Below are 23,063 nucleotides of genomic sequence, written 5' to 3' on the forward strand. Positions count from 1 at the left end.
GGTCTACCGTCCGCCGGGACCAAGGTCCCGTCGGTCGCCGACCTCCGCCCGCTGCGCCCGGCCGGGGCCGGCGGGAGGGTGAGCGTGGAGCCACGGAGGAGTGACCGCCATGAACGACGTCGAACCGGTCGAGATCCGCCCGAGCGCCCGGCCGCAGGCCAGACCGGTGCCGCTGGTCCTCGGTATCGTCCTCGCGCTCATGGGCGTGCCGCTCCTGGTCGCCGGGCTCGGCCTCGGCTGGGCGTTGGGGACCCAGCGGGACGCCGACGGCTTCTTCACGACGCCGGCTCGCGAGCTGACCACCGAGACCGTCGCGCTGAGCAGCACCGTCCTCGAGCTCGGCCGCGCCGGCGAGGACGACTGGTGGGCCGACAACGACGTCGCGACGGTGCGGGTCCGCGCGTCGTCGGAGTCGCCGGTCTTCCTCGGCATCGGCCCGAGCGACGACGTCCGGGCCTGGCTCGACGCCGCGGCGTACGACGAGCTCACGGACGTCACGGCCGACCCCTTCGACTACACGCTGACCCGACGAGGGGAGGGAGGGTCGCTCACCGGCGCGCCGGGGGACCAGGAGATCTGGATCGCGCAGGTGAGCGGCCCGGGGGAGCAGACGCTCGAGTGGGACGTCACGGGGGGGAGCTGGACGGTCGTGATCATGAACACCGACGGGTCACCGGGCGTCACCGCCGACGTCAGCGCAGGTGGTCGGCTCGGGATGCTCGTGCCGCTCGCGTGGACGCTCGGCCTCCTCGGGGTGGCCCTGGCCGCGGCGGGTGCGGTGCTCATCGTCTGGGGCGCCTCGCCCCCGGACCCCGCAGCGCCCGGGCGTCGCAAGGTCACGACCGTCGACGACGGCCGCGCCTCGCCCGTCACTGTGACCGGGATGCAGGACGCATCGCTGAGCCGCTGGCTGTGGCTGGTGAAGTGGTTCCTGGCGATCCCCCACTTCATCGTGCTCGCCGTCCTGTGGACGGCGTTCGTCGTCCTGACGTTCGTCGCCTTCGTCGCGATCCTCGTCACCGGCCGCTACCCGCGGTCGCTCTTCGACCTCAACGTCGGGATCCTGCGCTGGTCGTGGCGCGTGCAGTTCTACGCGACCAACGCGATCGGCACCGACCGCTACCCGCCCTTCTCGCTCGCGCCGTCGCCGGCCTACCCGGCCGACCTCGACATCGCGTATCCCGAGCAGCTCTCGCGCGGGCTGGTGCTGGTGAAGTCGTGGCTGCTGGCCATCCCGCACCTGATCGTGGTCTCGGTCCTCGCCGGCGCCTGGCAGCTCGGCAGCGACGAGGGTGCGCAGGTCACGGTCGGCGGCCTCATCGGCGCCTTGACGCTGGCGGCCGGGCTGGTGCTCCTCGTCACCGGCCGCTACCCGACGCCGCTGTTCGACCTCCTCGTCGGGCTCAACCGGTGGGTCTACCGCGTGATCGCCTACGTCGCGCTGATGACCGACGACTACCCGCCCTTCCGGCTCGACCAGGGCCCGGCCGAACCCGCCCCGGCTCCCGCGCCGTCCGGGACCGGCTGGCCCGCTGGTTCCGCCGCTGAACCCCACGCCCAGGAGGCGCACCAGCCGTGACCGCGACCGCGCCTCCAGCAGCGCGGACCCACGTCCGCTCCCACACCGGCGGCCTCACCGTCGTGCTCCTGGTCGTCGGGGTGGGGGCGGTCGTGGTGGCGCTGCTGGGGCCGCTGGTCCTCGGCGTCATCGACTACCACGTGTCGGGTGGGGCGGCCGACCAGATCTGCGGCGGCGACGTCGCCGGCCTGCTGCTCGTGGGGCCGGTGAGCCTGGTCGCGGCCTGGCTCCTTCATCGCGGCCGGCCTGGTGCGGAGGCGCTGGCGATCGCGCCGGCGGCGTACGGGATCTACACCTATACGCAGCTCTCGATCACCGGCGACCTCGCGCGCTACGACGGCAACGCGGAACGCTGGTATCCACTCCTCTGGCTGCTCGTCGTCGCCTGCGGTGCCGTGCTGGCGCTCGCCGGTGCTCGGCTGGCTGCTCTCCCCGCGCCTGCGCCCCGTCCGCGGCTGGAGCGCGGGGTGGGGTGGTATCTCCTTGCCGTGACCGCCTTCCTCGTCCTCGGCCTCCACGTCCCGAGCCTGCTCGACGCCTGGCGCGACCAGCCGGCGAGCACCGAGTATCTCGCCGACCCCGTCGCCTTCTGGGTGGTGAAGCTGATGGACCTGGCGTACGTCGCGCCGCTGCTCGGGGCCGTCGGCGTCGGCCTGCTCCGTGGACGGTCGTGGGCGCGCCGCGCCCTCGCGCCCGTCGTCGGCTGGTGTGCCCTCCTCGCGACCGCGGTGGCGGGCATGGCCTTCACGATGCTGGCGAACGAGGGGGCGGGCGCGAGCGTCGGCCTCGCGAACGGCTTCGGCCTGGCCGCGTCCGGCGCCCTCGTCCTCACGGTCGTGACCTACCGACCCCTGTTGAGCCCATGACCGCGTCGCTCGACCTCTTTTGGATCCCGCTCGGCGCGGGCGGCCACGTCGTCCACTTCAACGGCCTGGTCTACGAGGCGATCGTCGCCCGTCGTCAGCACCGCGCCCGTCGAGCGCTGTTCCACGCAGCCCTCGTCGCCGAGCTCCCGGAGGGTCGTACGACCATCGAGGTCGGCCCGGCGTGGAACCGGATCGACGGCTCCCTCGACCATGGCGCGGTCGTCACCGGCCCGGTCGGCCTCCAGCCCCTCGGCCGCTGGCGGTGGTTCCGCTACGAGATCCGCTGCTGGCCCGACGGCGTGATCCCCGACCTCGCGTACGCCGTCGGCGGTCCGCAGCGGCTGACCGACGACGAGTCCGTCGTGCGCCGTGCGCTGGGCGCCGCGTGCGAGGTCCCGATCCTGACGTGGGGCCGCGACGAGCTCCGCATCGGCGAGATGTGGAACTCCAACTCGGTCATCGCCTGGATCCTCGCGCGGGCCGGGGTCGACCCCGCCGAGCTGCGCCCGCCTGGCGACGGCCGCGCCCCCGGTTGGGATGCCGGGATCGCGGCGTTGAACCCGACGAGCCGGTGAAGCGCCGGCACCAGGATGCCCAGGTGTCGGGCCCCTAGATGACCTGCGCTGCGTTCGTCAGGTCGGCCTCGATGGCGGCCCTCCCCGGACACGGAGGTGCGGGGCTACTGGGCAGGAACGATGTTCTGGTTGATCCGGAAGAGGTTGCCCGGATCGTAGGTCTTCTTGACCGAGGCGAGGCGGTCGTAGTTGGAGCCGTAGTTGGCACGGATGCGGCCCTGGTCGTCTCCGGCCATGAAGTTGATGTAGCCGCCCTCGCTCGTGTGTGGTTCGAGCGCCGCGTGGTAGTCACGCACCCACCTGATGTTGGCCTCGTTGTCGGCCGGGTCGGGCCACATCCCGGCGATCACCGGGGCGAAGTTCGCGTCCCGGTAGGCGAAGGCCGTTGCGTCCGCCGCGACGTCGTGCACGGCGCCGTCGATCGGGTAGAGGTGCATGGTGGACTGCATGGCCGGCACCCGGGGTCCGTGCTCGACGTGGGCGGCGATGACCCCGGCAGTGAGCTCGGGGAGGAACGCGGCCTTCCAGTAGTGCTGGAGACCCTTGGGGAGCAGACCGTCGAAGGCGCTGTTGAGTGCGGGGTAGGGCATCCGCCCGACGTGCTCGGCGACCGGCGTCGCGACGGTGCGCAGGTCCTTGAGCATCGACTCGGCGTCCTCGTCGCTGCCGTTGAAGCACGAGACCAGGAGCACCAGCGGGTCCCCGACGCGGTCCTCGGGGATGAAGGGCAGCGGCGGGGCGATCTGGAAGGCCGGGAAGGCGCCCATCGCGCGTGGTGCGGCAGCGATCCATTCCCCGAAGGTCCTGAACAGCTCCTCGGCGGCGTCGAGCTCGAAGAACATCGGCCCGCCGTAGATCGTGTCGACGGGGTGCAGGTCGAACTCGAGCTCGGTGACCACACCGAAGTTCCCTCCGCCACCTCGCAGCGCCCAGAAGAGGTCGGGGTGCTCGGTCGCGTTGGTGGTCACGAAGCTGCCGTCGGCCAGGACGACGTCCGCGGACCGCAGGTTGTCGATGGACAGCCCGTGCGCCCGAGCCAGGTAGCCGATGCCGCCACCGAGAGTGAGGCCCGCGACCCCGGTGGTCGAGATGATCCCCCCCGTGGTCGCCAGGCCGAAGCCGTGTGCGGCATGGTCGAAGTCGCCCCAGTCGCAGCCGCCTTGTACCCGGGCGATCCGGTTCACCGGGTCGATGCGGATCCCCTTCATCCCGCTGAGGTCGAGGACGATCCCGTCATCGACCGTCCCGAAGCCGGGCACACTGTGCGCGCCGTCCCGGATGGCCAGCGGCAGCCCACCCTCGCGGGCAGCGTTGACGGCGATGCGCACGTCGGCGACGTCCGTCGCGCGGACGATCGCGAGCGGCCGCCGGTCGATCATGGCGTTGTAGACCGATCGCGCCCCGTCGTACGCAGGCGACTGGGAGGTGATGACGTCGCCGCGGACGGCGTCGAGGGTGGTCAGTGCCGGGGTGCCGCTCATGGGTGCTCCTGTGGTGTCGATGCTGCCGTGGATGTGTCCGGGGGGGCGTGGCCCTGGCTCTCAGGCAAAGAGCGCCTGGGCATGGTGGTGGAACTGACGCATGGGGGCGAGCGGACCGATCTCGATGAAGACGGCACCGTCGGAGGAGGTAGCGGTGTGGCCGGCGGGCCAGTGGTAGACCTCGCCCGCACTCGCGGTCTCCACGGTTCCGTCGGCGTGCTCGAGCCGGACCGACCCCTCCAGCACGATCCCCCAGTGAGGGCTGGGGCAACGATCGTCCGGCAGGCCCATCAGGACGGGGCCGAAGTCGGTCCCGGCGGGGACCCGTACGTGCCGGATGGCCATGTCGCCTGACTCGACGTACCTGGTCTCGAGGTCGCCCTGGGCGACCTCGACGGGAAGGTCCTTGATCGCGATGGCCATGGCGGCGCTCCGTTTCGATGGGTGGTGTCGGTAGACCAATGACGTTAGGGACGTCGCGAGCGGCTCGCCTGACCTGATCGGACCTCCTCGGCGCGAACCGTCCGGGGGTCCGATCTGACTATCTCGGCGGCCGCGGAACCGGGCTAGAGTCGAGGGACGATGCAACCTGCTCCGGTGAGCCCCAGCGGTGGACCTGCGAAGAGTCGGACCACCTTCGTGGGGCGTCACGCGGAGATCCAGCGTCTGGAGACGGTCTGGGCGGCCGTCGAGGACGACCGGCGACAAGTCGTCTTCGTCGGCGGCGAGCCAGGTGTCGGCAAGACCCGGCTGGTGGCCGAGGTGGTGGCCGCCCTGAGCGAGCACGGCGCCGCCGTGCTGAGTGGTGCGTGCCGGGAGGAGTTCAACACCCCCTACCGGCCGTTCGTCGCCGTCCTCGAACAGGCGCTGGTGCAGGCCCGTCCGGAGACCCTGCGCGACATCAGTCCCCACGCGGCGGCCCCGCTCCTACGCCTGACCGCAGCCGCCCTCGGCCCCTGGCCGACCGCCACCGTCGCACCCGGGGACGGGGACTCCCGGCCGCTTCTCTTCGACGCCGTCCTGCGCGTGCTGCTGGCGGTGGCGGAGCAGGGACCGACCGTGCTGGTCCTGGAGGACCTGCACTGGGCCCCGGAACCCACCCTGGCGATGCTGTCCCACCTCGTCGAGTCCACCGCGGGAGAGCAGCTGCTCGTTCTCGCCACCCGCCGCACGACCGCCCCGGAGCGTACGGACACGCTCAGCTTCGCCCTCGCCGACCTGCACCGGCTCGATGGCGTTGCCCGGATCGACCTCGGCGGGCTGACCACCGAGGACGTCGCCCAGTACCTGGTCGGAGAGGCGGAGGTCCCTCCCGACGTGGCGCTCGCAGCCGCACCGGTGCTGCGCGACCACACCGGCGGCAACCCCTTCTTCCTCCAGGAGTACTGGCACGATCTCGCGTCCCGAGGTGGCCTCGCCGCCGTCCGCTCCGGCAACGCCAAGGCGCCTGGTTCGGTCCAGGACGCTCTGGCCCGCCGACTGGCCGCCTTCGATGCCGCCCACACGGATGTCCTGGAGCTCGCCGCGGTCAGCGGCGACATCGTCGATCCCGCCCTCCTGGTCCAGGCCAGCGAGCTCGGCGCGGACGCAGTCCTGGAGGGGATCGACCTGGCGGTCCGCGCCGGACTCCTCACCGCGGACCTCACCTTCGACGCCGGTGCCGGCGGATACCGGTTCGTCCACGCACTGGCGCGTGGGGCGGTGCTCGACCGTATGACGGCCGCCGATCTCGCAGCGACGCACGCGCGGGTCGCTCGTGTGCTCGAGGCTCGCGTGGGCGAGGACGACCCCGGGCTCATGGCCCAGCTGGCCCACCACTTCTTCGAGGCCCGCACCCTCGGACACGGAGGCAAGGCCGCCCACTACCTGGTGCTGGCGGCCGAGCAGGCCGTGCGCAGCATTGCCCACGGCGAGGCGGCCATGCTGTACGAGCAGGTCGCCCGGCTGCACGCCGACGAGGCGCCGCCGCGCGTGGAGCTGCTCTCCGCCGCGGCGAGATGCCACCTGCAGGCCGGCCACTTCCCCACCGCCCGACACATCTACGAGGACCTGGGCACGGACAAGAACCCCAGGGTCCGGCTGCTGGCCGCCATCGGGCACGAGGACGCGTCGTGGCGCCCCTCGCACAACGGTCAGCGGTCGATGGCGATGCTCAGCGAGGCCCGCCGCGCCGCCGCGCTCGACGAGGGCGATCCGCTGAGCATCCGGGCCCTCGCCAGCATGGGCCGCGCGGCGTCGTTCACCGGCGACCGAGCCCAGGCTCGCCGACTCGGGGACAAGGCCCTTCACCTGGCCCGCGCCAGCGGTGACGATGAGCTCACCGCCCACGCCCTCGGCGCGACCCTGTGGCAGGGGCTCACCCCCGACCTGGCTCCCACGCTGCTGGCTCGCGCACTCGAGATGAACGAGATCGGGTCACGTCTCGGCGACGACGACCACCTCGGGCAGGCAGCCTTCCACCGGGGAGCCTTCGCCTACATCGTGGGTGACCAGCCCGCGTGGAGCAACGCGCAACGGGACCTGACCGAGATCGCTCTGTCTCGCGGCCAGCCCTTCTTCCGATACGTCGCCGGATGCTCGCGATACACCCATCGATTCGCGGTCGGTGACTACGTCGGAGCCCAGCACATCGTGGCGTGGCTCGACGACCAGTTCAGCCAGGAGTTCGACGGCGCCACCGAAGGGTCGTGGGGTTTTCAGCAGTTCATGCTGCAACGGGTCACCGGCGGCCTCGAGGACGTCCGCCCCCTGATCTCCGGCGACGAGAGCTTCGACGACCACTGGTTGCCCGGCCTCCTCGCCCTCTACACAGACCTGGACCTGGTCGATCCGGCCGCACGCCTCCTGGCGCACCTCTGCCGACGACTCGACGACTACCGAGCCGGTGCCCAGTGGGCCGGGGTGCTGGCGTTCATCACCGAGGCGGCTGCGAAGCTGGACGACGCCGCGGCTGCCGCGACGGTCCGGCCGCTCCTCGCCGCTCACGCCGGCAGCAACCTCATGGCCGGCGCGAACGCTGCCGTGTTCGGCTCTGCCGACCGCTACCTGGGTCAGCTCGACTCCGTGCTCGGCGCGCCCGGTGCCGACGAGCACTTCGAGCGTGCCCTCGCGATGGACCGGCAGATGGGCGCGGTCACCCACCAGGTGGAGACGCTCGCCGCGTGGAGCTGGCACCGAGCCCGGCTCGGCGGACCCGCGGACGGACGGTCGTCACCCTCCGCCTCGAGCCTCGGTGAGGAGGCGCGTGCGCTGGCCCGACAGATCGGTCACCGCCGAGAACCCCCGGCTCTCGATGCCGGCCAGGCGGTCCCTCCCGAGCTCAGTCCCCTGCCCAACGGCCTGACCGAGCGGGAGGTCGACGTGCTCCGCCTGGTCGCCGACGGCCTCTCCAACAGAGAGATCGGCGAGCGGCTCTTCATCAGCACCAACACCTCCGCCAATCACGTCCGGAGCATCCTCCTCAAGACCGGCGCACCGAATCGGACCAAGGCCGCCGTCTTCGCCACCGAGCACGGTCTCCTCTAGCCACGCAACCGACTACATCGGTGCGAACGAGCCGTCGGGAGCCAGCGTGCCCGAGAGCTCCATGATCGCGTCGGCGGGGATGCCGGCGCGGATCGCCGCCGTGCGGATCGCGTCGACGTCGTCGGCCTCGTAGAGGCAGAACGTCTTCCGCTTGTCGGAGGAGAGGAAGGACTGCAGCCAGCGCACCCCAGCCTCGTCGTTGATCCGGTTGATCGATGCAGCCGTCTCCGGGGCGACCTCCAGCTGATCGGCGAACCGTCGCTCCACCATGAATACAGGCATCTGAAGCCTCTCGATAGGTGCCGACAGCTCCTGCTTGGGAGGTCCCCACTCGGCACCGTCGACACGTCCAACCTAGACGGCCGGAGCCGTGAGGCACAGGGCAGCGCGGGAACTCTCGACCGCCGCCGAGTCCTGCGTCCGTTCTGGTGGCGCGTACGGCCGGCCTCCTCGGGATCTCCTCGCGATGGAGTGATGAGTCCGACCTGACCACTCAACGGGCGGTGACTGGCCAGATCTGACTAGCACGTCAACGTCACGACAACGTCACGACAACGTCAGATCCGGTCATGCGCCGAGCCCCGCGCCGCTCCTACGGTGGGTGGACCCCACAGGGCATCCCGAGGAGTGACCATGACCAGTCCGGCCGAGCAGGCGCCCCGCGTGGACCAGAGCATCGCTCTGCGGACGTGGGTGACGCATCCATGTCGCTAGACATCGTCAGCTGCCCGGAGTGCGGACTGGTGGCCGAGGTGACCCGTCGCGACTGGCTCGCCTCCACGGCCGGCCCCGTCGAGCACGTCCACGTCCGCTGTGTGCAACGCCACTGGTTCGTGATGCCCGCCGAAGGCGTCACCTGCGCCGAGGCGGAACCCTCGTCGGCAGCCGCACGTGCCAGCGACGGCCGCGTGCTCCCAGCGGCAGAGCCGGGCCCACGCTCCGAAGGATGAGGGACGACCGCAGTGTCGCGGTCCGCGTGGATTTCTCTGCCACGTCCGGCAGGGGGACTAGGAGTAGCGGTGGCTCTTCGCCGTGTGGCCCTGTTCGCGCGTGCAGGTGCGCCCGTTCATCGAGCGGTGCCCGCACAGCTCATCGGTGGGTGGGGTCTCAACGGCGGCAGCGACCGTCGGCGTCCTCACGGGGCGGGCCGGTCTGGAGGCTGGAGTCGGCGTCGCCGTCCTCTCGCGATAACGCGCCTCCCGCATCGCCCGCATCGCGGCTTCCTTGCTCATCGCGCATCCACAAGACGAACAGTAGGCGTGCGCGCAGACAGTTCCGCTCAGGCGCGGCGTCCACCCCGGCTGGTTCTCAGCCGGAGCCTCCCGGGGACGGCCTTCACGTGGTCTTCCGGCGGCCCTTCGTGAAGTAGAGGATCGGGCCCACGACGTTGATCGCGATGATCGCGGCCCACCTCGACTTCGGGCCGTTGACCTGGTCCGCGGGACGCCTCGCCAGGTCCGCCCACGCCGTCGCGGCGAGCGAGAGCTGCACGCACCCGATCGTCAGCACGGCGGTCCGCTCACGGTCGGACATGTCCTGCCACGTCTTCGCCATGACGGTGCCTAGCGCCCGAGGGACTTGTGCGAGCTGAACGACATGATGAGGGCGACGATCCAGAGGATCACCGTCCAGCCGCCCAGCAGGTTGATCCAGAAGATCGTCCAGTGGTTCGACTTGCCGCGCAGGGCCGCGACGGCCCACGGCAGCATGTAGCCACCGGTCAGCAGGGCCACGACGACGGCGACGAAAGCGCTGACCGGACGATCGCGCTGATCGGTCAGATAGTTGCTCATCCCCCGAGCGTACGAGGCGGGCCGATGCGGCGCACGGCCGTCGCCGTCCAGACCGGTATCAGCGCACATCCGCGCCGGCTCCTCCTGCCCATGGACCAGAGGAGCCAGCGATGACGAGCCTCGCCCCGCCGATCCTGCCGGAGCCGCGCGTGGTCGACGTCCGCGTCGACCGACTGGGCGTACCGGCGACGCCGGTGCTGACCGTCGACCTGTCGACCGTTCGTCGCTGCTACCGCCAGCTGCACGCGGCGCTCCCGGGCGTCGACCTCCACTACGCGGTCAAGGCGAACCCGTCGCGGCCGGTCCTCGACGCGCTCCTGGACGAGGGGGCCTCGTGGGACGTCGCCAGCCCCGGCGAGATCGACGCCGTCCTCGCCGTCGACCCGGACCCGGCGCGGATCTCCTACGGCAACACTGTGAAGAAGCCCGCCGACATCGCCTACGCCCACGCTCGCGGCGTACGCCGCTTCTCCGTCGACTGCGACGCCGAGCTCGACAAGCTCATCGAGCACGCACCCGGCGCCACGCTCCTGGTCCGCATCACCACGAGCGGCGCCGGCGCGGACTGGGCGCTCGGCCAGAAGTTCGGGTGCGACGAGAGCACCGCCGGGCGGTTGCTCGCCCGGGCGGTCAGCCACGGCCACCCGGTCGGGGTCTGCTTCCACGTCGGGAGCCAGCAGCACGACGTGGACGCGTGGGACGAGCCGCTCGCCACGACCGCCCGGCTCCGCGAGGTCGTCCGCGCGTGCGGGTCCGACCTCGCCGTCGTCGACCTCGGCGGCGGCTTCCCGGCGCACGCCGCCGAGCCGACGCCGGAGGTGCCGTCCTTCGGTCGCGCCATCACCGCGGCGGTCCGTAAGCACCTCGGCCCGGACGTCCCCCCGCTCATGGCGGAGCCGGGCCGCGGGCTCGTCGCCGACGCCGGCACCCTCGAGACCGAGGTCGTCCTCGTCAGCGAGCGCGCCGGTCGCCGGTGGGTCTACGTCGACGTCGGGCTCTTCTCCGGGCTGGCCGAGACGCTGGACGAGGCCATCCGCTACCGGATCACGGCCCACCGCGATGGCCGCCCGCTCCTGGAACCGGCCGGGGACGTCGTCCTCGCCGGACCGACCTGCGACAGCGCCGACATCCTCTACCAGCAGCACCGGCCCCGGCTCCCGCTCGACCTGCGGATCGGCGACCGGCTGCGCATCCACGCCGCGGGCGCCTACACGACGACCTACTCCTCCGTGGGCTTCAACGGCTTCGACCCGCTCCGCGAGGTCCATCGGTGAGCGCCCCGGGCTTCCGGTCGGCGCTGGCGAGCGGCGCGTTCCGCCGGCTCTGCCTCGCCCACGGCCTGGCGACGGTCGGACAGCTCGTCCTCACCTTCGCGGTGGGGGTCCACGTCCTGGCGGAGACCCGGTCAGGCATCTGGGTCTCCGTCACGGTCGCGCTCGCGTTCGCACCGTACGCCGCCTGCTCGGCGCTCGCCGGCGTCCTCGCTGACCGCCGGTCGCGCAGCGCCGTCCTCGCCAGCGCCGCGTGGGTCCGGGCGGCCCTCGCGGTCGTGCTCGTGGTCGGTCTGGCGACCGGCTGGCCGGTGGGCGTGGTCGTCGGGGTGACCGCCCTGCTCGCGGTCGCCGCGACGCCGTCCTACCCCGCGCTCGCCGCGGCCACGCCGGAGTGCGTCCCCGACCGCGACCTGCCGCCCGCGAACGCGCTCGTGACCTGCGTCGAGAACGTCACCTGGGTCGCCGGCCCCGGTGTCTTCGGGTTGCTCGTCCTCGCCGGGGTCGGTACGACGAAGACCGTGCTCGTCGCTGCCGGCCTGTTCGCCGTCGCCGGTGCGCTGGCCGGACCTGTCGGGCTCCACCGACCTGCGCGGGTCCAGCAGACTGGCTGGCTGCGCGACCTCGTCGTCGGCGTGACCACGACGGCCCGTCAGCCCGGGATCCGTCGACCCATGGGTCTCGCCGTCCTCGACAACTTCCTCTACGGCTACCTCGTCGTCGCGCTCGTCCTGCTTGCCGCGGCCGCGCCCGACGCCGAGGGCCGGCTCGGCCTGCTCAACGCCAGCCTGACGGCGGGTGCTCTGGCGTCGATGGTCGTCGTCAACCGGTGGACCCGCGGCGAACGGACGGCCCTGGTCCTGCTCTGGACGCTCCTCGCCTTCTGCGCCGCTCTCGTCCTCCTCGGAGCGGTCGGCGCCACCGCGCTCGGCGTGCTGCTCGTCGGGCTCGCCGGTGGCACGACCCTGGTCGCCGAGGTCGCCGCCGTGACCCTCCTGCAGCGCGCCACCGACCAGGGCACGCTGGCCCGGGTCTTCGGGATCTACGACCAGCTCAACGTCGGCGCCATCGCGCTCGGCTCGCTGATCGCCGGTCCGCTCTCGGCGGTCGCCGGTCCTGGCGGCGGGCTGGTCGTCGTCGCGTGCGTCGGAGCGGCGCTCACGGCGCCGGCGCTGCTCGCGCGGCACCGCCACGACCCTGGCGACGTGGAGTCGCAGACCGTTGACCGACGTCAGCCGGCGGCGCGACCGGCGTGATGGCCGGGTGCGCCGCTGCCGCGTGACCGCCGCCGGAGCAGCACGTCGAGTCCCCAGAAGGCAGCCGCCACCACGACACCGAAGACGAGGATCAGCGCCAGCGTCCGGGCGACCGAGGCGTAGCCGACCTCGGCGACGTTGACGAAGCCGTAGGGGTAGGCATCGATCACGGCCCCCCGAGCCAGCATCCAGACGATCCACAGCAGCGGCACCGTCAGCGCCGCCGGGACCAGCCGGGCGTCGATCCAGCCGCGTGGCCCCCAGATCGCCCAGACCAGCACGGTGAGCACCGGGGTGACGACGTGCAGGATCGGGTCGGTGAGCAACGACCAGCCCACGACCTCGGCGGTCGGCGCCAGCAGCACCTGGTAGACGATCGCGGTGACCGTGATCATCAGCAGCCCACTGAGACGCAGCACCCGGACGGCCACGCCGTCGCGCAGGGGCCGCGCGAGGAGCAGGGTCACGCCGACGGCGACGGCGATGTTCGACCAGATCGTGAAATAGCTCAGGGTGTCGAGCAGCCGCGGCAGCGCGCCGGCCGCGCCGGGCGGGGTGTCGCCGTACAGGCCGGGCTCCACCGGCAGCTGCTGATACCAGCCGAGCGTGGAGAGCAGCACCGTGAGGACGACGCCGGCCCAGGCCACGACCGCGTTGAGGAGCAGGGCCGCACGGGCACGCGAGCTCAAGGGGTGGGTCACCCGACGAGTATCCCGCCCGTCGGCTTCAGGCGACGCCCGCGCCGGCCACCCCGCTCGGCCGTCCGCGTGAGACCCACACCCGCCAGAGGACGCCGGCGACGACGACCGAGGCGAGCAGGGCGACCAGGCCGTCGACCCGGGTCGCGTTGACGGCGAGCACGAGGCCGACGAGCAGCGAACCGAGGAGGTTGAGGGCCAGCAGCCCCCGCCGCCGGTCCCGGTGGGACAGCCGCGCGCAGGCCAGCGTCGCCGCCAGGAAGCTCGCGAACACCGCGACGGCGTAGTAGGGGACCAGTCGCTGCTCGCGCCCGCCGGCGGCGACCAGGCTGGCCGCCGCCAGCAGGACCAGCGCCACGCCCCACTCCGGGACGAGGAAGCGGTTGACCCGGCCGAAGGCGCGTGGGACGAGGCCTTCCCCCTCGCGACCCAGGGTTGCCAGCGCCTTCAGCACCCCGGAGCCGGCGAGGTAGGAGGAGGCCGCCGCCGACAGCAGGAGCAGTGCGCTCACGCCCTGGAAGCCGGCGAAGGCGACACCGTCACCCACCGCATGGCGGGCGAGCTCGGCGAGGAGGGTCGAGTTCTCCGGCGGCGTACCCACGCCCATCCGGATCGCGGCGACCGTGAACCCGATCGTCAGCCCGCCGACGATCCCGATCATCAGCCACAGCGTCCAGAGCCCGTAGCGACGCCGGGCGCGATCGTCGAGGTCGGAGAGCTGGGCGATCGCGTTGGAGGGAGCCTCGACGCCGGTGGCGAGCGCCATTCCGAGGGGTACGGCGAGCAGCAGCGGGCCGAGGGCGGCGTCGGAGAGAAACGGTGGCGGGGCCGATCCGCTGGCGGTCGCGCCGGCGGGGTCGCCGAGCAGCGCCAGGGCGATCACCGAGCCGCCGAGCACGATGAACAGCACGGTCGCGACCGCGAACGCGACCCGTCCCGTCTGTCCCAGCAGGACGACCCCGGCGACGAGCGCGACGAGTGCGAGCCCGAGCGGCGTACGCACCCCGGCGAGGCCGGGGAAGTAGGCGATCAACGCCGAGGCCCCGGCCGCGCAGCTGACCGCGACCGTGAGGGTGAAGTCGACGAGCAGCGCACCCAGCGGGATGAAGGCCCACCCCTCACTGAAGGCGGCGGCCACACCCTCCGGGCCGCCGCCACCGCTCGGGAACCGTCGGATCAGCTCGCCGTAGGTCGTCGCGATCACCGCGATGACCGCGACGATGACGGCCATCGTGGGCACGAGGGTGGACAGGTCGCCCTCGAGTCCGCGCAGCGCCGCCTCGATCGCGTAGGCCACCGACGAGACGGGGTCCGCCATCACCGTGAAGGCGAAGGCGAGGAAGACGACGAGCCGACGCATGGCCCGACCGGTCGGGCGTCACCGCTTGGCGCGCGGCAGCCAGTAGGCCTTCCCGTCCATGTCGTAGGTCGGCTCGATCCCCAGGGTCCTCAGGACGGTCGGCATGATGTCGATCGACCGGACCTCGGCCCGCAGGTCCTTCGACGACAGGCCGCCGCCGGCGAAGACGATCGGGATCTGCTGGGTGCTCCGCTGGATGCCGCCGTGGTCACCGAGGACCGAGTAGGTCGTGTCGTCGCGCAGCGTCGCGACCAGGTCGGGACCGTAGTCGGCGGCCTGGGTGTCGACGAGCTCCTGGGCCTTGCGCGAGAACCACGCCTTCTCGCCGGGTGAGCGCATCAGCTTCCATCGGACCGGCGTGACCCGGTCGAAGTGGTCGCCGTTGCGGTGCCACACCGCGGTCACGTCGGGCAGCGTCCTCATCACGGCCGCGGCCTCCCGAGTGGCGGCAGGGGACTGGTCGGTGAGCCAGACGTTGAGCGAGGAGTCGCTGTAGGAGAAGCCGACGTTGCCGGTGTCGACGAGCGGCTGGAGCGCCTCCTGCGGCCGGTTGTAGAAGATGTCGTTCTCCGGGTCGCCGTAGTACCAGTTGAAGAAGCCGTAGTCGTTCTCCGGCTCGAAGTCACCGTGCCAGTGGCCCTCGTCGGCCGCGACCGACCCGTGGTCGGCGGTGAGGACGACGAGCGTGCTGTCGAGCTGGCCGCTCTCCTCCAGCGCGTCCATGATCCGGCCGACCTGCGCGTCGGCGGTCGCCGTGGCGAACTCCATGTGGGTCATCGGGTCGTAGTTCGGCGTCGCACCCTCGGGGTCGTTGACGCCGCCCCACATGTGGGCCGCCTTGTCGACGCCCGGCAGGCTCACGAAGATGCCGCTCCACCCGTCGCCCTCGTGGTCCATGATGTCGAGCACCGCGTCGGTCGCCCAGACGTCGCCGCCCTGGTGGGCGGGCTCGTCGCCGACGACGTAGCGGTCGTCGGTCGCGGGATAGAGCTGCGCCGGGAACTGCAGGGTGTCGTAGCCCTTGTCGCGCTCGACGAGGTAGCGCGAGCCGCAGGCGCTCGAGATGTACGCCGGCGGGGCGGGCACGCCGGTCGGCATCCGGTAGCGGATCCCGTCGCAGGTCGGGCCGCTGGTGAACGTCGTGACCGAGGTGTTCTCCGAGCCCGGTCCCGCGAGCCCGTAGGCGGCGTACCCCTTGGGGCTGACCGTGAAGACCTTCCCCGTGTCGTCGAGGTAGTCCGACAGGTGGGGATAGCCGGCGTGCTCCTGGAGCGGAGCCATCTGGTCGTAGCCGAAGTTGCTGGTCAGGTAGAGGCCGCCCGGTGCGCCGAGGACCCCGTCGACGTCGCGGTAGCCCTCGTTGGTCCAGCCCATGTGCTTCGGGAGCATGCCGGAGGTGATGACGTTGTGGGTCACGACCGTGACCGAGCCCGTGTGGCCCAGATAGCTGCGCGGGGTGTCGACGCCGTCGGCCATGAGGGCCTGGACGTTCTGCATGTCGTACTTGTCGACGATCTCCTTGCTCAGGGCGTCGACGACGATGATCACGACCTTGTCCGGCCGCGACGGCGGCGGGGGGCCGGCCGTGGCCTCGCTCTGGGCTCCGGTCGCGGCCGCGGCGAACGCCAGCAGCGCGGTGGTCAGCGGGACGAGCACACGGCGACGATCCATCTTCGGAAGGTAGCGGCCGGATGTGACCTGCGCCACACCCTCACGCTCCACCGTTCGGTAACGGCGAGGGACCTCAGTCGCCCGGCGACAGCAGCGGCTCGGCGTCCTCGTCGTCCACGCCCGGCCGGACGTGGACCGCCGTCGTCGGCGAGGGGAGGGCCTGGCCGCCGTCGAGCCACGCCTCGAGGTCGGGGGTCCGGAGGCGGGCGCCGGACAGGGCCGGGACGAGGAGCGCGACCACCACTGCCGAACCTGCGAGCACCAGCATCCCGAGGAACCCGCCCCGCAGCCCGGCGGCGAGGTCGCTGCTCGAGAGGGCGAGGTAGAGCACGACGGGGGCCACACCGAAGGTGGCCGTGGACCGCAGCAGCTGGACCAGCGCGAACGCGCGTCCCAGCGAGGTGGACGGCATCGCGAGCCCCGTCATCAGCAAGCCGGGCGAGACGGTGGCCCCCGCGCCGAAGCCCAGCAGGAGTGCGACGAGGGGGACCAGCCACCCCTGGTTGGCGGTCGTCACCGCGAGCAGCGTCGCGGCGGCCCCGCCGAGCGCCAGCAGGCCGGCGTTCGCCAGCACCGGGACGAAGCGGGTGGTGAAGAGCAGGCCGAACGTGACGGCCGCGACCCCGAGACCGACGGGCATCGGCCACCACAGCCAGCCCGCCTCGTCCGGGGCGTTGCCGCCGACCTCCACCAGCCAGGTCTGCGCCAGCTCGAAGAGCGTCACGAACAACGCGCCACCGAGCATCGCCACCGTCACCCCGGTCACGGGGACCTGGGTCACCAGACGCGACACCGGGATGAGCGCGTCGTCCTTGCGGCGCTCCACGACGAGGAGGGCGAGCAGCGCGACGACCCCGGCCGCCAGCGGCACCAGCACCACCGGGTCGGTCAGCGAGCTGCCGGAGAGCCACGACATGGCGAAGAACATCCCGACGACCGCCGTCGCGGCCAGGGAGAGCGCCGCGGTGTCGACGGGCAGGTCCGGGTCGGCGGGGTCGAGCTCCGGATAGCCGACGAAGGCGACGACCCAACCGACGGCCGCGATCCCGGCCGTGGCCAGCAGGAAGCCCCGCCACGCACCGGTGACGGCGAGCTCGCCGCCGATGATCGGGCCCAGGGTGATCATCCCGAAGAGCCCCACGTCGATGATCACCACCGTCTGCGGGAGCCGGCGCGCGCCGTACCGCGTCACGAGCGGGGGGAGCGAGCTGATGAGCATCCCGCCCGCGGCCGCGCCCTGCACGATGCGTCCCAGGGTCCAGGCGACCTCCCCCGCGGCGTACGCCGCCACGACCGTCCCGACCACGAACGCCGCCTGGTAGGCCAGGAACAGCCGGCGCTGCCCGAAGCGCTGCGCCGCCTGCGCCGCCGCGACGACGCCCAGCGCGTAGGCGGCGTTGCCGAGGCCCGCCGCGAGCTGGAGGCTGCGTGGGGACGCCGCGAGGTCCTTGGTCAGCACGTCCTCGAGCGGGAAGAGCGCGGTGGAGAGCACGACGTAGGGCCCGAGACCCAGGAGTGCGAGGGCGGCGACGAGTCCGTAGCGACCGCGCAGGGACTGGCCCACGCCCACCTCCCTCGCCGTCGTGGTGCTCCGCGGACGAAGTCTTCCACCGGGGTGGTCAGGGGACGCGCAGCCGTCCGGACCGGGCTTCCCGTCGGGCTCGCACGAGATTGACCCGCGAAACCTGCGCGTGGTCGACTGCGGCCCTCGTGTCGGACACATCATCATCTCGGGGGAACAACTGATGCGCTTCCTGTCGTCTGCTCGCGGCCGCGTGGCCGCTCTCTCGCTGGCCCTGGCCGGCACCGTCCTCGTCGCTGCTCCGGCCCACGCCGAGCAGACCGACATCACGGTCATCACCCACAACATCCGCGGCGGCCAGATCAACAAGGGCGACCTGGCCACGCTCAACACCGTCAGCCGGCAGGTCCGGAAGCACTCGCCCGACGTGGTGATGCTCCAGGAGGTCTGTGCCTCGCAGTACGTCGACTTCAAGCGCCGGTTCCCCGCGTCCGACGGCTGGACCGTCCACTTCAGTGAGCGCAAGTACCACACGGGCTGCGGCGAGATGATCGGCGAGGTGATCGCGACCCCGCGCAACGGCGCGAGCGGCCTCTACGCCCCCGAGCTGGCCAGCGAGAACCCCGACGGCATCAAGTACCACCTGTCCTGCCTGACGTTCCTCAAGAACGGCGGCCGGGAGTACCTCGCCTGCACGACCCACCTCAGCGCCGGCGACAAGAACGCCGCGATCCGCGAGGCCCAGCTCAACACCATCAAGTACGAGCTCGAGTGGAGCGTCGGCTACGGCCGCGGCGTGATCTTCGGCGGCGACCTCAACACGCTGCCCGACTCCCCGATGATGAACAAGCTCTACCGGATCCGGAACAACGGCTCCGAGACCGGTGCCGGGAGCTTCTACGAGGGCGACCAGAACGACGGCCGCTACTTCGCCTCGGCCTGCGCCAACCAGCCCTTCTGCAAGAGTGGGCAGCCGACGATGAACGGGAAGAAGGTCGACTACGTGTTCTTCAACGCCAGCCGCACCAAGCCGACCGGCTCGACGATCAGCGAGACCATCGCGGGCAAGGGCCTGTCCAACCACAACATCGTCCGGGCGACGTCACGCTTCTTCTGGTGAGGTCAGCGACGCGGTGGGGGGCACTGGCGCTGCTCGTCCGGCCGGTCTACATCGCCACCGAGTACGTCGTGGCCGCGGCGACGACGGGCGGCTACAGCTTCGTCCGTGACTCGGTCAGCAAGCTGGGCGAGGTCGGGTGCTCGGACGCCTACTGCTCACCGCGCCACGAGCTGATGAACGGCTCCTTCGTCGGCTTCGGGGTGCTGCTCGCCGGCGGGGCCGTGCTGCTGTCGCGGCCGCTGGGGCCCTGGGTCACCGGCCTGCTCGTGGTGTCCGGCGCCAGCTCGGTCGCCACGGGCCTGGCTCCCCTCGACCAGGACGCCGTCCGGCACGCGCTGGCCGCGACCCCGTTGTTCGTGGCGCAGCCGGTCGCCCTGGGTGTCCTCGGTGCACGGGTGCGACACGACCACCCACGCCTGGGCAAGGCGCTCATGGCCACGGGAGTCGTCACCGGCGCCGCCGCCGTCGGGTTCGTGCTGACCGGCGACGACCACGCGTCGGGCGCCCTCGAGCGCCTCGCTCTCTGGCCGGTCCTGGTCGGGCTGGCCGGATATGCGTGGACGCAGCTCCGTCCTGCGTCTGACGAGGACTGACCCTCCGGCCGCACGCGGCGGCCACGGACGCCACCGACGGACGACGGCGACCGACGTCCTGTCGGTCAGACCCCGAGACCGGTCCTGTCGACCGTCCGGTGGAACCGCATGCCGGCCAGCCCCCCGAGGGCCGCACCCAGCAGGGTCACCACCACCAGGAGGACGGCGGCGACGATGCCGCCGGTGGTGAGGTCGCCCTCGGAGACCGGGATGCGGGGGAAGCTGTTGAGCTCGGAGAGGACGTTGTAGTTCGCGCCCGCAACGACGGCCAGGACCGCGACGACGACGGCGACGACGAGGGCCCACACCCACACGGCCAGTCCCTGCTTCGTGCCGTCGAACCGGGCCATCCGGCCGGCGACGTAGCCACCGCAGTAGTACGCGACGAACAGGATGACCAGCAGGACGATGCCGCTGAACAGGCCGACCGTGCCGGCCGAGTCCGCCGCCTCCGCGGCGGCCTCCCCGGCCCCGGTGTCGGTGGCGAGGCCCACGGCGGCACCGAGAGCAGCGGCGAGCGCCGTCAGCAGCACCGTCACGCCCGTGGCGGTCAGGAAGCCGAAGAAGGCCGAGCCCCACTTGATGCCGCCGTGCTCCTCCCTCTCGCGCGCGACGACCGCCTTGCGGTCCCCGCCGCGCGAGCGCTCCCGCGCGGGCGGCGTCCACCGCGAGGTGGAGCCGATCGACTCGTCGTCACGGTCCGACCGGCGGTCTCGGGTGTCCCGGTCGGGACCTGTGCCTGCGCTGTGGCTCATGTCGTGTCCTCTTTCTGCTGCGTGCTTCTGCTGCGTGGTGACACGTGGCCGCCCCCTCCCCCCGGTTCGGGGACGGCCACGGGTGATCGGGTGGGCGCGCGGCCTCAGTAGAGCGGGTTGCCGTCGTACGCCGCGTCGGTGGACGCGCCCGTGTGCTCGTCGCCGCTCCAGTCGTGGTCGTCGGTGGCCCGGCGCGCCTGCTCGTCGACCCCGGGAGCGTTGGCGGCGGCCCGCTTGATCTGGGGCGCCTCGGCCTCCGCCCGGGTCAGGTAGCTCTCCCACCGGTGCTGCATGGGCTTGATCAGGCCACCGCCGACACCGACCACGACGACGCCGGCCACAGCGGCCAGGATCGCGACCAGGACCGGGGTGGTGACCGTGGTGGCGACGCCGACCTGGTTCAGCGCGGCGATGATCCCGAGGAACAGGATGAAGACCGAGGCGGCGTTCGCGAGCGTCCTCCCGTAGGAGAGACCGCCCAGGGTCCCCTCGACCAGCGTCTTCGCGGCGGCGGCGATGGCCGAGGCGACGACGACGATGATGATCGCCACGATGATGCTCGGCAGGAAGGCGATGACCTGGGTGAGCAGCTCGCTGATCGGGTTGGGCCCGAAGACGCCGAAGGCCAGCTGGAGCACGAACAGCACCAGCGTGTAGTAGACGAGCTTCGCGATGATGTCGCTGGCGTCCATGCTGGAGTTCTCCAGCGCCCGCTTCACCCCGCCCCGCTCGACCGCCTTGTCGAAACCGACCCGTTCGAGCAGAGCACTCAGGGCCTTGCCGATCGCCTTCGCGATGACGATGCCCACGACGAGGAGGATCAGGAACAGGATCAGCTTCGGCAGGAACTCGGCGATCGTGCTGAGGCCGTCGGTCAGGCCGTCTTGAAGCGCATCCATGGTTCAGCTCCTTGCTCCGGCCGTGGCGGCACGGCACCGTCACCGGCACGGCGAGAAGGAGAAGATCCAGGCTCGGGTGGGGACGATGTCCGCGCCACCGAGGTCCGGGGTAGCGCCACACAGTTGTGGCTTGCTCGTCCAAACTACGTGACCCCCGCACGAGCCAGACCACCCGTGAGGGTGTGGGCGACCGATCAGCCCCTCGAGACGGTGCGAGACCGCGCCGTCGGATGGGAGGGTCGGGGGCATGGTCACCCTGCTCGCCACCGCCCGGGAAGCATTCAGGACCCGGCTGTGGCCGATCCCGACGATCGCGGTCGTGCTGGCGGTGGGACTCGGCCTGGGCGTGCCCGCGCTCGACGAGGTGGTCGACGGAGAGCTCTCGGACCGCGTCAGCGCGTGGCTCTTCGGCGGGGACGCGGACGCCGCGCGGTCGCTCCTGGGTGCCATCGCCTCGTCGATGATCACCGTCACCGCACTGACGTTCTCGCTGACCGTCGTGACCCTCCAGCTCGCGAGCAGCCAGTTCTCGCCGCGGCTGCTGCGCACCTTCACCCGCGACCGGTTCGTCCAGGTCACCCTCGCGCTCTTCCTCGCGACCTTCACCTATGCGCTGACCGTCCTGCGTGCCATCCGTGGCTCCGGTGACGACGGAGGCGCCGAGCTGGTGCCGCAGGTCGCCGTCACGCTGGCCTTCGTGCTCGCGATCGCCAGCGTGCTGGCACTGGTGCTCTTCCTGGCCCACCTGACCGAGCAGATCCGGGTCGAGACCATGCTCCGCAACGTCCACCGGGAGGCGGTCGCCACCCTGGGCGAGGTCCTCGAGGAGCGGGAACCGGGCGGCGCCGTACGTCCGCCGCCACCCAGCCCGCCGTCGTCGGCCGCGGACCTGCTCGCCCGGGGGGACGGCTTCGTCACCTGGATCGACCGCGACGGACTCCTCGCCGTCGCGACCGAGGAGGACGTGGTCCTGGGCATGTCGGTCGACCCGGGCAGCTTCGTGGTGGCGGCCACGCCCCTCGGCAGCCTCTGGGCGCGCGACCTGCGTCCGCTGTCCAGCGCGGCCGTCGAGCGTGTCGGTGACCGCGTGGCCTCGTGCGTCCGGCTCGGCTTCGAGCGGACCTCGGCCCAGGACGTCGGCTTCGGACTGCGCCAGCTGGTCGACGTCGCGGTCAAGGCGCTCTCCCCGGGTGTCAACGACCCGACGACGGCGGTCCACGCCCTGGGCCACATCTCGGCGCTGCTCTGCTCCCTGAGCGACCGCGACCTCGGTCCGCGGCTGCTCGCGGACGACGACGGCCGGACCCGGGTCGTGCTCCACGGCCCCGACCTGGCCGACCTGGTCGCCCTGGCGCTGGCCCAGCCCCGCAAGTACGGCGCGGCGGACGCCCAGGTCATGCAGAAGGTCCTGCAGGTCCTGCTCGACCTGAGTCGCCGCGTCTCACCGGACCAGCGGGCCGTCGTCCTCGTCGAGCTCGAGCGGACGCGACGTGTGATCGCGAGGGAGACGTTCGACGATCAGGAGGCCACCGCGCTCGAGGAGACGGAGAGCGACATCCGCCGCACTCTCGCGCGCTCGGCCGCCTGAGTCCGGGCCGTGCGCCTCAGCGACGGCGGGGGCGGCGGCGCCAGGCCAGCAGCCCGACGCTGAGCGAGCCGAGCAGCAGGAACTGCAGGCCCATGGCGTCGAGGAAGCCGAAGGAGAAGATCGCGCCCGGGGCGGCGACCGCCCAGTTGCGGACCTGCTTGCTCTGGCGCCGGCCCGTGACCGACCAGGTCGCGATGTGCTCGCAGTTGTTGCGGACCAGCGAGTAGTTGGTCTCGCCCAGCCGCGACTCCGCGTTGCGGAGGATCTGCTCCGTGGGCAGCTTGAACCGGTAGGACTTCACCCGGATCTCGCCGCCACGGGCGAACGCCTGCCTGGAGACACGCTCGACCCGACGGCCGGCACCTCCCGCACTCTTCCGGCCGAAGTGGATGACGGTTCCGTCACCGCAGTCGATGCCGTGGTGGGTGTAGTGCCGCCGCCTGACGAAGAGGTGGTCGCCGCGGCTCACGCCGCGAGTCTACGTTCGGGTGAGCGGCCCGGCAGATTCGCC

The 23,063-nt window shown here is 71.9% G+C and carries 21 protein-coding genes; 9 read left to right on the plus strand and 12 right to left on the minus strand.

Annotation, left to right across the window (positions count from 1 at the left end; genetic code table 11):
- Positions 1-109 precede the first annotated feature (109 nt).
- From ABD091_RS11140 to ABD091_RS11150, 3 genes are read left to right on the plus strand one after another with little or no spacing between them, the layout of a single operon-like run.
- Positions 110-1,579, plus strand: a complete 1,470-nt coding sequence (locus ABD091_RS11140; protein WP_343918361.1) for a DUF4389 domain-containing protein — start codon at positions 110-112, stop codon at positions 1,577-1,579.
- Positions 1,576-2,445, plus strand: coding sequence for a hypothetical protein (locus tag ABD091_RS11145; protein ID WP_343918363.1), 870 nt, complete (start codon positions 1,576-1,578; stop codon positions 2,443-2,445). The genes ABD091_RS11140 and ABD091_RS11145 overlap by 4 nt, the downstream gene beginning before the upstream one ends.
- Complete coding sequence (locus tag ABD091_RS11150) at positions 2,442-3,020, plus strand: hypothetical protein (RefSeq protein WP_343918365.1); 579 nt, start codon at positions 2,442-2,444, stop codon at positions 3,018-3,020. The genes ABD091_RS11145 and ABD091_RS11150 overlap by 4 nt, the downstream gene beginning before the upstream one ends.
- A gap of 104 nt (positions 3,021-3,124) precedes the next feature.
- On the opposite strand, the gene ABD091_RS11155 is transcribed toward ABD091_RS11150, so the two are convergent.
- Complete coding sequence (locus ABD091_RS11155; protein ID WP_343918367.1) at positions 3,125-4,501, minus strand: FAD-binding oxidoreductase; 1,377 nt, start codon at positions 4,499-4,501, stop codon at positions 3,125-3,127.
- A gap of 60 nt (positions 4,502-4,561) precedes the next feature.
- A complete protein-coding gene (locus ABD091_RS11160) occupies positions 4,562-4,924 on the minus strand; it encodes a cupin domain-containing protein (RefSeq protein WP_343918369.1) in 363 nt (120 codons plus the stop codon).
- Between the two features lie 216 nt (positions 4,925-5,140).
- On the opposite strand from ABD091_RS11160, the gene ABD091_RS11165 reads away from it, so the two are divergent.
- On the plus strand, positions 5,141-8,026 hold the full coding sequence (locus ABD091_RS11165; protein ID WP_343918371.1) for a helix-turn-helix transcriptional regulator: 2,886 nt from the start codon (positions 5,141-5,143) through the stop codon (positions 8,024-8,026).
- A gap of 12 nt (positions 8,027-8,038) precedes the next feature.
- Here the strand turns inward: ABD091_RS11165 and ABD091_RS11170 are convergent, their stop codons facing one another.
- The 3 genes from ABD091_RS11170 to ABD091_RS11180 all read right to left on the minus strand — a co-directional run bounded on the left by ABD091_RS11170 (position 8,039) and on the right by ABD091_RS11180 (position 9,819).
- Positions 8,039-8,308 (minus strand): DUF4242 domain-containing protein, encoded by a 270-nt coding sequence (locus ABD091_RS11170; protein ID WP_343918373.1) that lies wholly within the window; start codon positions 8,306-8,308, stop codon positions 8,039-8,041.
- Between the two features lie 1,053 nt (positions 8,309-9,361).
- Complete coding sequence (locus ABD091_RS11175; protein ID WP_343918375.1) at positions 9,362-9,580, minus strand: PLDc N-terminal domain-containing protein; 219 nt, start codon at positions 9,578-9,580, stop codon at positions 9,362-9,364.
- A gap of 8 nt (positions 9,581-9,588) precedes the next feature.
- The gene (locus ABD091_RS11180) at positions 9,589-9,819 is read right to left on the minus strand and encodes a superinfection immunity protein (RefSeq protein WP_343918377.1); all 231 of its coding nucleotides are present in this window, start codon (positions 9,817-9,819) and stop codon (positions 9,589-9,591) included.
- A gap of 110 nt (positions 9,820-9,929) precedes the next feature.
- Here ABD091_RS11180 and ABD091_RS11185 point away from each other — a divergent pair, with 110 nt between their 5' ends.
- A complete protein-coding gene (locus ABD091_RS11185; protein ID WP_343918379.1) occupies positions 9,930-11,093 on the plus strand; it encodes a type III PLP-dependent enzyme in 1,164 nt (387 codons plus the stop codon).
- Positions 11,090-12,346, plus strand: coding sequence for an MFS transporter (locus tag ABD091_RS11190; protein ID WP_343918381.1), 1,257 nt, complete (start codon positions 11,090-11,092; stop codon positions 12,344-12,346). Before ABD091_RS11185 ends, ABD091_RS11190 begins: the two co-directional genes overlap by 4 nt.
- Here ABD091_RS11190 and ABD091_RS11195 read toward each other — a convergent pair.
- The 4 genes from ABD091_RS11195 to ABD091_RS11210 all read right to left on the minus strand — a co-directional run bounded on the left by ABD091_RS11195 (position 12,322) and on the right by ABD091_RS11210 (position 17,639).
- Positions 12,322-13,047: a Pr6Pr family membrane protein gene (locus tag ABD091_RS11195; RefSeq protein WP_343918383.1), complete on the minus strand. Its 726-nt coding sequence runs from the start codon at positions 13,045-13,047 to the stop codon at positions 12,322-12,324. The two genes, ABD091_RS11190 and ABD091_RS11195, sit on opposite strands and share 25 nt — an antisense overlap.
- Positions 13,048-13,072: 25 nt before the next feature.
- Positions 13,073-14,404: an amino acid permease gene (locus ABD091_RS11200; protein WP_343918385.1), complete on the minus strand. Its 1,332-nt coding sequence runs from the start codon at positions 14,402-14,404 to the stop codon at positions 13,073-13,075.
- A gap of 18 nt (positions 14,405-14,422) precedes the next feature.
- On the minus strand, positions 14,423-16,075 hold the full coding sequence (locus ABD091_RS11205; protein WP_343918387.1) for an alkaline phosphatase family protein: 1,653 nt from the start codon (positions 16,073-16,075) through the stop codon (positions 14,423-14,425).
- Between the two features lie 73 nt (positions 16,076-16,148).
- Positions 16,149-17,639 carry an MFS transporter gene (locus ABD091_RS11210; protein WP_343918389.1) on the minus strand — a complete coding sequence of 497 codons (1,491 nt, stop codon included), beginning with the start codon at positions 17,637-17,639 and terminating at the stop codon, positions 16,149-16,151.
- A 181-nt stretch (positions 17,640-17,820) separates the two neighbouring features.
- On the opposite strand from ABD091_RS11210, the gene ABD091_RS11215 reads away from it, so the two are divergent.
- Entirely contained in the window at positions 17,821-18,717 is an 897-nt protein-coding gene (locus tag ABD091_RS11215; RefSeq protein WP_343918391.1) for an endonuclease/exonuclease/phosphatase family protein, read from the plus strand.
- Entirely contained in the window at positions 18,714-19,310 is a 597-nt protein-coding gene (locus tag ABD091_RS11220; RefSeq protein ID WP_343918393.1) for a DUF998 domain-containing protein, read from the plus strand. Before ABD091_RS11215 ends, ABD091_RS11220 begins: the two co-directional genes overlap by 4 nt.
- Before the next feature lie 65 nt (positions 19,311-19,375).
- Here ABD091_RS11220 and ABD091_RS11225 read toward each other — a convergent pair whose 3' ends face one another.
- Both ABD091_RS11225 and ABD091_RS11230 read right to left on the minus strand, forming a co-directional pair.
- Positions 19,376-20,065: a hypothetical protein gene (locus ABD091_RS11225; protein WP_343918395.1), complete on the minus strand. Its 690-nt coding sequence runs from the start codon at positions 20,063-20,065 to the stop codon at positions 19,376-19,378.
- Positions 20,066-20,169: 104 nt separating this feature from the next.
- Complete coding sequence (locus tag ABD091_RS11230) at positions 20,170-20,964, minus strand: mechanosensitive ion channel family protein (RefSeq protein WP_343918397.1); 795 nt, start codon at positions 20,962-20,964, stop codon at positions 20,170-20,172.
- A gap of 247 nt (positions 20,965-21,211) precedes the next feature.
- Here ABD091_RS11230 and ABD091_RS11235 point away from each other — a divergent pair, with 247 nt between their 5' ends.
- Complete coding sequence (locus tag ABD091_RS11235; protein WP_343918399.1) at positions 21,212-22,552, plus strand: DUF2254 domain-containing protein; 1,341 nt, start codon at positions 21,212-21,214, stop codon at positions 22,550-22,552.
- A 16-nt stretch (positions 22,553-22,568) separates the two neighbouring features.
- Here ABD091_RS11235 and ABD091_RS11240 read toward each other — a convergent pair whose 3' ends face one another.
- Complete coding sequence (locus tag ABD091_RS11240) at positions 22,569-23,021, minus strand: lecithin retinol acyltransferase family protein (protein ID WP_343918401.1); 453 nt, start codon at positions 23,019-23,021, stop codon at positions 22,569-22,571.
- Positions 23,022-23,063 lie beyond the last annotated feature (42 nt).

This window comes from Nocardioides aestuarii (assembly GCF_039527245.1).
In the GTDB taxonomy this organism is placed as follows: domain Bacteria; phylum Actinomycetota; class Actinomycetes; order Propionibacteriales; family Nocardioidaceae; genus Nocardioides; species Nocardioides aestuarii.